Annotated in this window: 11 protein-coding genes and 1 pseudogene; 4 read left to right on the forward strand and 8 right to left on the reverse strand. The window is 73.4% G+C overall.

What is annotated here, in order from left to right; genetic code table 11:
• Positions 1-192 precede the first annotated feature (192 nt).
• Entirely contained in the window at positions 193-768 is a 576-nt protein-coding gene (locus JNW87_RS26170) for a class I SAM-dependent methyltransferase (protein ID WP_238454600.1), read from the reverse strand.
• A 72-nt stretch (positions 769-840) separates the two neighbouring features.
• Between JNW87_RS26170 and JNW87_RS26175 the strand changes: the two are divergent.
• Positions 841-1,712, forward strand: a pseudogene (locus tag JNW87_RS26175) (serine hydrolase).
• A gap of 41 nt (positions 1,713-1,753) precedes the next feature.
• On the opposite strand, the gene JNW87_RS26180 reads toward JNW87_RS26175, so the two are convergent.
• On the reverse strand, positions 1,754-2,551 hold the full coding sequence (locus JNW87_RS26180) for a tyrosine-protein phosphatase (protein ID WP_109802560.1): 798 nt from the start codon (positions 2,549-2,551) through the stop codon (positions 1,754-1,756).
• Positions 2,552-2,595: 44 nt separating this feature from the next.
• Between JNW87_RS26180 and JNW87_RS26185 the strand changes: the two genes are divergently transcribed.
• Entirely contained in the window at positions 2,596-3,696 is a 1,101-nt protein-coding gene (locus JNW87_RS26185) for a mandelate racemase/muconate lactonizing enzyme family protein (RefSeq protein WP_109802559.1), read from the forward strand.
• Positions 3,697-3,754: 58 nt separating this feature from the next.
• A complete protein-coding gene (locus JNW87_RS26190; RefSeq protein WP_109802564.1) occupies positions 3,755-4,672 on the forward strand; it encodes a C40 family peptidase in 918 nt (305 codons plus the stop codon).
• A gap of 60 nt (positions 4,673-4,732) precedes the next feature.
• Here JNW87_RS26190 and JNW87_RS26195 read toward each other — a convergent pair whose 3' ends face one another.
• On the reverse strand, positions 4,733-5,731 hold the full coding sequence (locus JNW87_RS26195; RefSeq protein WP_109802558.1) for a TerC family protein: 999 nt from the start codon (positions 5,729-5,731) through the stop codon (positions 4,733-4,735).
• Between the two features lie 356 nt (positions 5,732-6,087).
• Entirely contained in the window at positions 6,088-6,471 is a 384-nt protein-coding gene (locus tag JNW87_RS26200; protein ID WP_368666259.1) for an AAA family ATPase, read from the reverse strand.
• 45 nt (positions 6,472-6,516) lie between these two features.
• Between JNW87_RS26200 and JNW87_RS26205 the strand changes: the two genes are divergently transcribed.
• A complete protein-coding gene (locus JNW87_RS26205) occupies positions 6,517-6,810 on the forward strand; it encodes an antibiotic biosynthesis monooxygenase (protein ID WP_109802557.1) in 294 nt (97 codons plus the stop codon).
• Between the two features lie 130 nt (positions 6,811-6,940).
• On the opposite strand, the gene JNW87_RS26210 is transcribed toward JNW87_RS26205, so the two are convergent.
• The 4 genes from JNW87_RS26210 to uvrB form a co-directional block, all read right to left on the reverse strand.
• Positions 6,941-7,849, reverse strand: a complete 909-nt coding sequence (locus JNW87_RS26210) for a helix-turn-helix transcriptional regulator (RefSeq protein WP_109802556.1) — start codon at positions 7,847-7,849, stop codon at positions 6,941-6,943.
• A 187-nt stretch (positions 7,850-8,036) separates the two neighbouring features.
• Positions 8,037-8,405 (reverse strand): VOC family protein, encoded by a 369-nt coding sequence (locus JNW87_RS26215; protein WP_109802555.1) that lies wholly within the window; start codon positions 8,403-8,405, stop codon positions 8,037-8,039.
• Between the two features lie 23 nt (positions 8,406-8,428).
• Positions 8,429-9,256 carry an AraC family transcriptional regulator gene (locus JNW87_RS26220; protein WP_109802554.1) on the reverse strand — a complete coding sequence of 276 codons (828 nt, stop codon included), beginning with the start codon at positions 9,254-9,256 and terminating at the stop codon, positions 8,429-8,431.
• Between the two features lie 16 nt (positions 9,257-9,272).
• Positions 9,273-11,381, reverse strand: coding sequence for an excinuclease ABC subunit UvrB (gene uvrB, locus JNW87_RS26225; RefSeq protein WP_109802563.1), 2,109 nt, complete (start codon positions 11,379-11,381; stop codon positions 9,273-9,275).
• Positions 11,382-11,694: the final 313 nt, after the last annotated feature.

Consider the following 11,694-nt stretch of genomic DNA (forward strand, 5'->3'; position numbering starts at 1 on the left):
GCGGCAGCGGCTGGCGCCAGCGGCTGGCGCAGGTGCCGGCGGACGCCGACGTGATCGTCTCCCACAAGGACCGGAGGTGGACGCGCCGCGTTCGTGGGGGTCAGGTGGGTTTGGTGGCTTGGAGGGCGAGGATGTCGGGAACCGGGCCGGAGCCGGATTCGGTGACCCGGGTCAGCGTCAGGCCGGCGGTGGTCACCGCGTTGAGCAGGTCGGCCAGCGGGACTGCCAGGCACCCACCCTTGCCCGAACACCATGCGGCGACCAGGCTCGGAAGCTGCGCTCCCGCTCGGCGTACCCGCCGTCGATCACGATCCGCTCGGGGTCGGACCGATCGGCGAACGCGCCGGTGAAGCAGGGGTGCACGCCGACGTGGACGAAGCGCCCGCCCGGGGCGAGGACCCGGGCCGCCTCGGCGATCACCGCCCGGTAGTCCGGCAGGTCGGTGTGGCCCAGCACGCAGGTGACGGCGGGCAGGCGCCCGTCGGCGACGGGCAGCGCGGCGACGTCGGCGCGGGCCACCGGCAGGCGGGCGCGGGCGTGCCGGAGCTGCCCGTCGGAGAGGTCGACGCCGACCGGGTCCCAGCCCAGCCGGCGCAGCTCGGCGGCGTGCACCCCGGTGCCGCAGCAGAGGTCGAGACAGCGGCCGGGGCCGCTGCCCAGCAGCTCGGCGAGCTGCCGGCGGACCCGGTCCATGTAGTCGACGGAGGTGTCGGTGGCGTACTGCTCGTACCAGTCGGCGATCTCGTCGTACGCGGGGGTCGTCGTCATCTCCGCACGTTAGGACCTTCCGGCGGTGGACCGCTGCCCCGCCGCAGCCGATGATCGGCTACCTTCACCGGCATGATCTGGGACGACCTCGACGCCCACCTGGACAAGGTGCCCGGCACCGTCTCCGCGTACGTGGGGCGGCTGGACGCCCGACCGACCTGGACCCGGCAGCCGGACGCCACCCACTACGCCGCCAGCACCATGAAGGCGGCCGTGCTGGTGGCGCTGCACCGGGCCGCCGAGGCCGGCACCCTCGACCTGGACGCGCCGATCCCGGTGCGCAACGCGTTCGACTCCGCGCTGCCGGGCGCGCCCCGGTTCTCCTGCACCCGGGACTACGACAACGACGACGCCGTGTGGGACCGGGTCGGCGGCACCGCGCCGCTGCGCTGGCTCGCCGAGCGGATGATCGTGCGCTCCAGCAACCTGGCCACCAACATCGTGCTCGGCCAGGTCGGGCTGCCGGCCGTGGCGCAGGCATGGGCGCTGGGCGGGGCCCGGCACAGCGTCACCGGCCGGGGCATCGAGGACTTCGCCGCCCGGGAGGCCGGCATCACCAACCTGGTCACCGCCGCCGACCTCGCCGCCCTGCTCGGCGGGCTGGCGGCCGCGTCGACCGTCCGGGCCCGCTCGCCGCCCCGGCGAGCTGCGCCGCGATGCTGGACGTGCTGTTCGCCCAGGAGCACCGGGAGGACCTCGCCGCCGGGCTGCCCGAGGGCACTCGGATCGCGCACAAGAACGGCTGGGTACGCGGGATACGGCACGGCGCCGGGGTGGTCTTCCCGACCGACGCCCCGCCGTACGCGATCGTCGTCTGCACCACCACCGACCTGGCCGACGGCGGGCCGAGCGGCGAGGAGGTCGAGGACGACGCCTGCCGCCTGATCGCCGACATCTCCGCCCGCGTCTGGGACGCCCGCCACACCCTGGCCGACGCTGCCTGACGCCCCCGCCGGCCGGAACGGTCCCGCCCCGGCGGGACGCCTCAGTCGAGCAGGTTGTCCCGCAGCGCGGCGACCACCTCGTCGGTCACGCCCAGCCCGTCGCGCAGGTACGCCCCGAGCGAGCCGTGCACCCGCCGCACCTCGTCGTACGCGGCGTCGAGGTACTCCGCCCGCACCTCCAGCAGCGGCCGGGCCGTCGCCGGGTGCAACTCCGGCTGCCGCCGGGTCATCGCGGCCAGCAGCACCTCGCGCAGGCTCTCGGTCAGCTCGTTGTGCCGCAGGTAGTCCGCCCGGATCGTCGCCTCGTCCACCCCGAGCGCGGTGAGCAGGACGACGGCCAGCCAGCCGGTGCGGTCCTTGCCGGCCGAACAGTGGAACAGCAGGGGCAGGTTCCGCTCCTCGGCCGCCAGCCGCACCGCCGCCCCGAACCCGGCCCGGGCCGCCTCCCCGGTGACGAACCACCGGTAGATCCGCGCCATCGCCGCCGGCATGCCCTCGCGGGCCAGCTCGTCGTACGCGTCCAGGTCGTGGCCGAGCAGCACCGCCGAGACGTACGTGAAGACCGGGTGCGCCGGGTCGTACACCGGCAGGTGCACCACCCGGGGCTCGCCGACCACGCGGTCCGGCGGGGCGACCTCCTGCTCGGCGGCGCCCCGCAGGTCCACCACGCAGGCCGGCGCCAGCTTGCCCAGCACCGGCAGGTCCTCGTCGGTCAACCGGCCCAGCGCCGCGGTGCGGATCAGCCGGCCGGCCCGCACCCGCCGCCCGTCCGCCGCGGGCAGGCCGCCCAGATCACGGGCGTTCGGCGCGCCCACCAGTTGCCAGTCCCGCTGCACCATCCGGCCTCCCCTGTTCGCGCCCGCCTGCATATAGGGTGCCGCACATGACGATCGCCGCGGTACGCACCCACCGGCTTTCCGCCCCGTTACACACCCCGTTCGTCACCGCGCTGCGCCGAACCACCACCGTGGACACCCTGGTCGTCGAGGTGATCGACGACGACGGGCGGTCCGGTTTCGGCGAGGCGCCGCAGGTCTGGCAGGTGACCGGCGCGTCCATCGCCGGCGCGGAGGCGTGCGTCCGGGAGATGATCGTGCCGGCCCTGCTCGGGCGGGACGCCGACGACCTGGTGGCCCGGTGCGCCGAGGTGCAACGGGCGGTGGCCGGCAACGAGTCCGCCAAGGGCGCCGTCGACGTGGCGCTGCATGACCTGGCCGCCCGGCGGCTCGGCGTACCGCTGGTCCGGTTGCTCGGCGGCACCACCCGGCGGGTCCCGACGGACGTCACCCTGGCCGCCGGCGACGCGATGGACCTGGCCAACGCGGCCAAGCAGCGCCGGGCCGAGGGGTTCGACGTGCTCAAGCTGAAGGTCGGCACCGACGCCAGCGGGGACCTGGACCGGGTACGCGCGGTCCGTTCCGCGGTGGGGCCGGGGGTGCGGATCCGGCTGGACGCGAACCAGGGTTGGACGCCGCGCGAGGCGGTCCGGGTGATCCGCGGCATCGAGGACGCCGGCCTCGACGTCGAGCTGGTCGAGCAGCCCGTCGCCCGCTGGGACCTGGACGGGCTGGCCTGGGTCAGCGACCGCGTCGACCTGCCGATCCTCGCCGACGAGTCGGTCTTCGACGTGCGCGACCTGGTCGAGGTGATCCGCCGCCGGGCGGCCGACATGGTGAACGTCAAGCTCGCCAAGTGCGGCGGCCTGCACCCGGCCCGCACGCTGCTCGACCTGGCCGCCGCGCACGGGATGGGCACGATCGTCGGCTCGATGATGGAGAGTCAGATCGGCGTGGGCGCCGCGGCCAGCCTGGTCGCGGCCTACGGCACCACGGCGGTGTCGGACCTGGACGCCGCCTGGTGGCTGGCCTGGTCACCGGTGCGGGACGGGATCCGGTACGACGGCGCCACCGTCGTGCTGCCGGACGCCCCCGGTCTCGGTGTCACCTCGGTGGCGACTGAAGCAAAGATGCAGACCCGCAGTTGATGGCCGTTGGAATCTTTCATAGGGTCGCGGGAGACAGCGGCGCGAGGTGGGGGTGGACGTGGAGCTGCAACCGGGCCGCGAGGCCGTCGTCCGGGTCCCGGTGGCGACCCTCTGGGCCGCCCCCGAGGCGGTCCGGCCGGTCGACGGCCCCGCCCTCGCCGGCGACCCGGACGTCCCGGCCTGGATCGCCGGCCTCGACCACGACCAGCAGGTCGGCGACTGCGTGCTCAGCCAACTGCTGCTCGGTGAGCGGGTGCTCGTCACCGAGCTGCGCGCCGACGGCTGGGCGCACGTGGTCGCCGTCGAGCAGCCGGCCGCGCAGCTCGACCCGCGCGGCTACCCGGGCTGGCTGCCCGCCGCCCAGCTGGCTCCGCTCCGGCCCGAACGGCAGCGGTCCCCGCAGTTCGTGGTCGACGCCCTCGCCACCGACCTGCACGCCACGCCCGGCGGCCCGCCGGCGCTGACCGGGGTGGGGCTCGGCACCCGACTGTTCCGGGCCGGACCGCTCTTCGACGGCTGGCTGCCGTGCCACGTTCCCGGTCGCGTCGACCCGCTCTGGGTCGCCGAGACCGACGTGGTCCCGCTCCCGCAGGAGCGGCCGGAGGCCAAGGAGGCCCTGCCCGTCGCCGACCGCCTCCGCGGCCTCGTCTACATCTGGGGCGGCCTCTCCAGCCACGGCATCGACTGCTCCGGTCTGGTGCGCCTGGCCTGGCGCCGGTTCGGGTTGACGCTCCCCCGGGACGCCCACGCCCAGGCCGGGGCGACCACCCCGCTGGCGCTCGGCGACGAACGCCCCGGCGATCTCTACTTCTTCGCCCGGCCCGGCCGCCAGATCCACCACGTCGGCATCGTCAGCACCGAGCCGCACGGCGACGACCGGCGGATGCTGCACGCCTGCTACCTCCAGCGCCGGGTGGTCGAGGAGCGGCTTCCCCCCGACCGGGAGGCCACCCTGGTGGGCGCGCACCGCGTCTGACCCGTACGCGGAAAAGGGGCGCTCCCGACGACCGAAGCGCCCCTTTCCTCGACTGCGGGCTCAGCGCCGGGCTGCGGCCAGCTCGCGGCGTCGGTCCCGGGACGACTTGACCAGGCTCGCCGCGGTGGCCACGGCCAGCGTGCCGAGGATGACCGTCAGGGAGAGCCAGATCGGGATGTGCGGAGCCCAGCCGACGTGCCGGCCGCCGTTGACGAACGGCAGGTTGTTGTCGGCGAGGGCCTCCAGCACCAGCTTCACCCCGATGAAGCCGAGCACCACGGCCAGGCCGTAGCTGAGGTAGATCAGCCGGTCCAGCAACCCGCCGAGCAGGAAGTAGAGCTGTCGCAGCCCCATCAGCGCGAAGACGTTCGCGGTGAAGACCAGGTACGGCTGCTGGGTGATGCCGAAGATCGCGGGAATCGAGTCGAGGGCGAAGATCAGGTCGGTGGTGCCGATCGCGATCATCACGATCAGCATCGGGGTGAAGAGCCGCCGGCCGTTCTCGTGGGTGGTCATCTTCGCGCCGTCGAAGTCCCGGGAGATCGGCAGCGCCTTGCGGCTCCACCGGATCAGCAGGTTCTCGCTGAACTCGTCCTCGTCCGGCTCGCCCTGCCGGGCCAGGTTGACCGCGGTGTAGATCAGGAACGCGCCGAAGATGTAGAAGACCCAGGAGAACTGGGCGATCAGCGCGGCGCCGGCGGCGATGAAGCCGCCCCGCATGACCAGTGCCAGCACGATGCCGACGAGCAGCACCTTCTGCTGGTACTGCCGGGGCACCCCGAACCGGGCCATGATGATCACGAAGACGAAGAGGTTGTCCACCGAGAGGCTGTACTCGGTGAGCCACCCGGTGTAGAACTGGCCGGCCGCGCTGGGGCCGGAGGTGAGCCAGAGGCCGGCCCCGAAGAGCAGGGCCAACCCGACGTAGAAGCCGACCCAGAGGCTCGACTCCCGCACACTGGGCTCGTGGGGGCGCCGACCGATGATGAAGAGGTCGACGAGCAGGACCGCCGTCATCGCGACGAGAGTCCCGGCCCACACCCATCCGGACACGTTCAATTCCATCCTCCGGCAGACACGCAGCGTCGGGCACACCGTACGCCGGGTGAGGGGCCGGGGTGCGTCGACGCTGACTCTGGTGACTGTCGGAGGTCTCTTCCGCCACCGACCCGGTGACGGGCCACTGACCGACGGAGCCGGGTCGTGCCGCCAGGGTCGGCGGCCGTCCGTGCTGACGACTCCGTCGCGGGGGAATACTCCCCTCCTCGGCCGCCATTCTTCACCATCCGGGGTGGCCGGCGCATCTCCGGCGGCCCCGATTGACGATGGGATCACTTTTCGGCGTGCCGCGGGCCGCGCCCGCTACGGCATCCTAGGAGGCTAGGTGTGCCTTCGGAAGGCGCGCAGCGGGCGCCTCAGGAGGCGGGCTGGAGCGGGTCGGCGAGCGGCCAGCCGGCCGCCAGCAGGGCGTCGCAGGCCGCCACCGCCGTGGCCAGCCGCTCGGCGTGCCGCCCACGCAGCTCCACCACCGGCACCCCGCAGTCGGCCAGTTCCGCCCGGAACCGCCCCGTCATCCAGGCCCGCAGGTGCTCCCCGTCGCGCAGCCCGTCGTCGTCGAACGGGACGCCCTCATGGTCGGTGAGCAGGTACAGCGCCGGCCGGCGGGCCGCCGCCCGGACCACCGGCGAGGCGGAGCCGAGGTACCGCTCCTCCCAGACCGCGGTGGCCCGGGCGTCGGTGTCGCAGAACAGCAGCGGCCCGCTGGTCCGGGCCACCGCGTCTTCGGCGGCCTGCTGCAAGACCCCTGCCCCCACGCGGCACGGGCGGCGTGCGAGGCTTCGGGAATGGTTCTTGAGGTCGCGCTGATCGACGTAACGCCCGGGCACGAGGACGCCTTCGCCGCCACGTACGCGCAGGCGTACCCGATCCTCACCGGCACGGAGGGCTGCCGCTCGGCCCGGATGACCCGGGGCGTCGAGTCCCCCTCCCGGTTCGTGCTGCTGGTCGAATGGGACTCGGTCGAGGCGCACGACGTCAACTTCCGGCAGAGCGACCGGTTCCCGCAGTGGCGCGCGCTGATCGGCCCGCACTTCGCCGGCCCGCCCCTGGTCGAGCACTTCGTCGACGTGCCGGCCTGACCTGTCGTACCCCCCGGTTAGCGTGCGTGCGACGCGCCGGCCGCCGGTCCCGACGGCATCGGGGGCGCCGGGCCCGGTGGCCGCGCGCCGACACCCCGTGCGGGGTTGCCAGTGACCGGTCCGGGCCGGGTCAGCGGCCGTTCGGGACGTCCGGCGCGGCGCGGGGGCGCGGCACCACCGGCTGCTCGGCCCACCGGGCCAGCAGCTCCGCCGTCTCGTCGGCCGGCAGCGCGACCGCGAGCAACCACTCGACCAGCCGCTCGTACCGGGTCACCTCGGTATCGGTCACCAGGCGCAGGTCGCTGGTGAGCGTCTCCACCAGCACGGTCCGCGGATCGGCCGGGTCCGGGAACGCGTAGTGCGAGAACCCGGTCAACGGGTGGATGCCGCCGTGGAGCGCGGCGTCCCGCGCCACCAGCCGGATGGTGACGTTCGGCCGGTCGGCGAGGGCCATCAGGTGCCGCAGCTGATCTCGCCAGACCTCGACCGGCGTGCCGCCGCGGTCACAGGCCCGCTCGTCGAGCAGCGCGGTGTAGTCGGGTGGGTCCGCCCGGCGCAGCACCTCCTGCCGCGCGAGCCGGGCCCGCACGTCGGCCTCGACGTCCACCTCGTCGTCGAGCAGCGCGCCGGCGGTCACCCGCAGGCGCGCGTACGCCGGGGTCTGGAGCAGCCCGGGCACCACGGCGGGCTGGTACTCCACGAGGCGGGCGACGCCCGCTTCCAACTCCGCGTACGCCCGCTGCCGCTCCCCCATCTCGCCGAGCGCCTTCGACCAGCCGCGGCCGGTCGCCGCGTCCCGGGCGATGACGATGAGCGCCTCCCGCTGGCTCGGCGGCACCGCGTAGACGTCGAGCAGGTCGAGCACGTCGGCCAGGTCCGGCCGGCTCTGCCCCAGCTCGATGCGGGACAACTTGGACGTGGACGCCCAGCCGAGCCGGCCGCAGACCTGCTCCAGGGTGAGCGACTCCCGGTGACGCAGCCGGCGCAGCTCGGCACCGAGCCGCACCCGCCGGATGACAGGACTTGCTGACAACGGCATTCCAGCCTCCCACCGACGGAGAGTACGCACGGCCGTCACTCAGGGCAATACCTCCCTTGCGGAGTGCGACCGGCGGTCGGGTGCGCGGCATGGGATCGGCCCCGGGCCGCATCGGCGACCCGGGGCCACGGCGGACGCCTCCAGCCCTTCCCGGTGCTCGACCCGCCCCGCCTCGGTCTCGGCCGGATCAGGGCCGGTAGCTGCCGAACGACCAGACGTGGCCGGCGAGGTCGCGGGCGGCGTAGTCGCGGGAGCCGTAGTCGGTGTCGAAGGGTTCCCGGACGATCTCGGCGCCCGCGGCGCGGGCGCGCGCGCAGTGCGCGTCGACATCGTCGAGCGCGACGTAGACCGACCAGTCGTCGTCGGCCGGTCGGGGCCGCGGCCCGGACCGCTCGCCGAGCATGATCATGCCGGTGTCCAGGGTGAGCTCGGCGTGCGCCACCGAGCCGTCCGGGGCCTCGTGCACCGCGTGGACAGTGAAACCGAACGCGGTGCAGAGCCAGTCGATGGCGGCGCGGGCATCGGGATACCTGAAGATCGGATAGATGGTTCGCATTCCGCCAGTGTGCGCCCCGCCGGTCACCCCGGATTGGACGAATGTGACCTGGCCAGGCTGGCCGGGGTCGCCCCGGCGAACTCCCGGAACTCGCGGATCAGGTGGGACTGGTCGCAGTAGCCGTGGCGGACGGCCAGCTCGGCCGCGCCAGCCGCGACGCCCTCGCCCGCCTGCCGGTCGCCGGTCAGCGCCGCGTGCGCCGCCGCGAACCGGAGCAGCCGGGCGGTGGTCTTCGGGGGGAGCCCCACCTCGCGCCGGAACACGGTGGCCAGGTGACGGCGGCTCCAGCCGAGCTCCTCGGCGAGCGGGCCGACGCCCACCCGCCCGGCACTGCCGGCCAGCCGTCGCCACGCCCACTCCAGCCGGGGATCGACCTGCTCGGCGGCGGCCAGCCGAGCGGCCAGGGCGGCGTCGAGCAGGTGGAACCGACCGGGCCAGTCGGGCGTCTCGGCGAGCCGGCACCGGAGCCGGTCCAGCCACCCGCCGGGCAACCGCTCCACCGCCACCGCCCGGTTGGCCAGCTCGCCCAGCGGCACGCCCAGGATCCGGCGGGCCGCCAGCGGCGCCAGCAGCAGCTCCACCCCGGTGCCCACCCCGACCGTGCGGGTCAGGCAGTACGCGTCGAAGGTGCCGGCCACGAAGGAGTCCACCTGGTACGCACCACGCTCTGCGCAGCGCGGGTCGACAACGTCCAGCGGCGCGCCCCAGCCGAGGATGAGCACCACGAAGGCCCCGGCCGCCTGCCGGCGTACCAGCGGCAACTCCGCCCGCTCGCGGTAGCCGACGTAGCGGTCGACGAACGGCCGCAGCCGGACGTCGGGCCGACCGACGACGACCTCGAAAGTCCCCATCCCCGGCCTCCGTCCGTCACCTCACGCCGGCGGCGTCCATCCCCCGCAGTTCCTTCTTGAGGTCGGAGACCTCGTCGCGGATCCGGGCCGCCAGCTCGAACTGCAGCTCGCGCGCGGCGGCCAGCATCTGGTCGTTGAGCTCCTGGATCAGGTTCGCCAGGTCGGCCCGGGCCATCCCCTCCCGCGAGGGGGTGGCGGCGCCGGCCCGACTGCGGCTGCGGGTCTCCTTGACCGGCGCCTTGCCCCGGGAGAGCTGCCGCGCCGCGCCGCCGACCCGGCTGTTCTCCGTGTCCTCGGCCTCGCGGTAGATGTCGTCGAGGATGTCGTGGATCTTCTTGCGCAGCGGCTCGGGGCTGATCCCGTGCGCCTCGTTGTGCGCGACCTGCTTGGCCCGCCGCCGGTTCGTCTCGTCGATCGCGCCCGCCATCGACGGGGTGATCTTGTCGGCGTACATGTGCACCTGGCCGCTGACGTTACGCGCGGCACGGCCGATGGTCTGGATCAGCGACCGGCCGCTGCGCAGGAAGCCCTCCTTGTCGGCGTCTAGGATCGCGACCAGCGACACCTCGGGCAGGTCGAGGCCCTCGCGCAGCAGGTTGATGCCGACCAGCACGTCGTAGTCGCCCTTGCGCAGCTCGCGCAGCAGCTCGACCCGGCGCAGCGTGTCGACCTCGGAGTGCAGGTAGCGCACCCGGATGCCGTTCTCCAGGAGGTAGTCCGAGAGGTCCTCGGCCATCTTCTTGGTCAGCGTGGTGACCAGCACCCGCTCGTCCCGCTCGGTGCGCAGCTTGATCTCGTGCATCAGGTCGTCGATCTGCCCCTTGGTGGGCTTCACGATGACCTCGGGGTCGATCAGGCCGGTCGGGCGGATGACCTGCTCGACGAACTCACCCTGGGCCTGCTCCAGCTCCCACGGGCCCGGGGTGGCGGAGAGGAAGACCATCTGGCCGACCCGCTCCAGGAACTCGTCGAAGCGCAGCGGCCGGTTATCGGCCGCGCTCGGCAGCCGGAAGCCGTGGTCGATGAGCATCCGCTTGCGGGACGCGTCGCCCTCGTACATGCCGCCGATCTGCGGGATGGTCACGTGCGACTCGTCGACCACGGTGAGGAAGTCGTCCGGGAAGTAGTCGAGCAGGCAGTGCGGCGGGCTGCCGGGCAGCCGGCCGTCGATGTGCATGGAGTAGTTCTCGATGCCGGAGCAGAAGCCGACCTGGCGCATCATCTCGATGTCGTACGTGGTGCGCATCCGCAGCCGCTGCGCCTCCAGCAGCTTGCCCTGCCGCTCCAGCTCGGCCAGCCGCTCGCCCAGCTCGACCTCGATGTCGCGGACCGCCCGCTCCATCCGCTCCGGGCCGGCCGCGTAGTGGGTGGCCGGGAAGATCAGCAGGTGGTCGACCTCCCGGACCACGTCGCCGGTGAGCGGGTTGAGGTAGTAGAGCTTCTCCACCTCGTCGCCGAAGAACTCAATCCGCAGCGCCAGCTCCTCGTACGCCGGGATGATCTCCAGCGTGTCGCCGCGGACCCGGAAGGTGCCCCGCTGGAAGGCCATGTCGTTGCGGGTGTACTGGATGTCGACCAGCCGGCGCAGCAGCTTGTCCCGCTCGATCTCCTGACCGACGGCGACCCGGACGGCCCGCTCGAGGTATTCCTCGGGGGTGCCCAGGCCGTAGATCGCCGAGACCGTCGCCACCACGATCGTGTCGCGCCGGGTGAGCAGCGACATGGTCGCCTTGTGCCGCAGCCGCTCGACCTCCTCGTTGATCGAGGAGTCCTTCTCGATGTAGGTGTCGGTCTGCGGAATGTACGCCTCGGGCTGGTAGTAGTCGTAGTAGGAGACGAAATACTCCACCGCGTTGTGCGGGAGCAGCTCGCTGAACTCCTTGGCCAGCTGGGCGCAGAGGGTCTTGTTGGGGGCGAGCACCAGGGTCGGCCGCTGCAGCCGCTCGACCAGCCACGCCGTGGTGGCGCTCTTGCCGGTGCCGGTCGCGCCGAGAAGCACCGTGTTGCGGTCGCCGCGCCGGACCCGGCGCTCAAGATCGTCGATGGCTGCCGGCTGGTCGCCGGCCGGCTGGAACTCGCTGACGACCTGGAAGCGGCCGTCGAGCCGGGGAATGTCGAGCGCCATGACCACAACGGTACGCCGCAGGTCCGACACTTCCCGGCCGACCACGGAGGGTCCGTGATCGGCTTCGATATTCCCATTGTGTGCCACATCTCACGCGGCTAGGCTCTTCACGTAGGCCGCTCGCGGCGGCCGACCGGGCCGGCGGCCCCCTCAGGGGACGGCCGCCCCCGGCACCGAGGGTCGCAGCACCCGGACATCACGGCGTGCGCATCCGACGTGGTCGCGCTGGAGGCGCTCGAGCCGGCGCCGCGAGCGCCCCTGCTCGTCACCCGAGTCCGGCAGCCGCGTTCTCCACGTGTGGAGAGCTCTCCCG

This window comes from Micromonospora sp. ATA51 (assembly GCF_016802855.1).
GTDB lineage: Bacteria > Actinomycetota > Actinomycetes > Mycobacteriales > Micromonosporaceae > Micromonospora > Micromonospora sicca.

Bases quoted from the DNA above. Each gene is read 5' to 3' on its own strand.
- JNW87_RS26170 (WP_238454600.1), bottom strand. From the start codon at position 768: ATGACGACGACCCCCGCGTACGACGAGATCGCCGACTGGTACGAGCAG.
- JNW87_RS26180 (WP_109802560.1), bottom strand. From the start codon at position 2,551: ATGGTGCAGCGGGACTGGCAACTGGTGGGCGCGCCGAACGCCCGTGAT.
- JNW87_RS26185 (WP_109802559.1), top strand. From the start codon at position 2,596: ATGACGATCGCCGCGGTACGCACCCACCGGCTTTCCGCCCCGTTACAC.
- JNW87_RS26205 (WP_109802557.1), top strand. From the start codon at position 6,517: ATGGTTCTTGAGGTCGCGCTGATCGACGTAACGCCCGGGCACGAGGAC.
- JNW87_RS26210 (WP_109802556.1), bottom strand. From the start codon at position 7,849: ATGCCGTTGTCAGCAAGTCCTGTCATCCGGCGGGTGCGGCTCGGTGCC.
- JNW87_RS26215 (WP_109802555.1), bottom strand. From the start codon at position 8,405: ATGCGAACCATCTATCCGATCTTCAGGTATCCCGATGCCCGCGCCGCC.
- JNW87_RS26220 (WP_109802554.1), bottom strand. From the start codon at position 9,256: ATGGGGACTTTCGAGGTCGTCGTCGGTCGGCCCGACGTCCGGCTGCGG.
- uvrB (WP_109802563.1), bottom strand. From the start codon at position 11,381: ATGGCGCTCGACATTCCCCGGCTCGACGGCCGCTTCCAGGTCGTCAGC.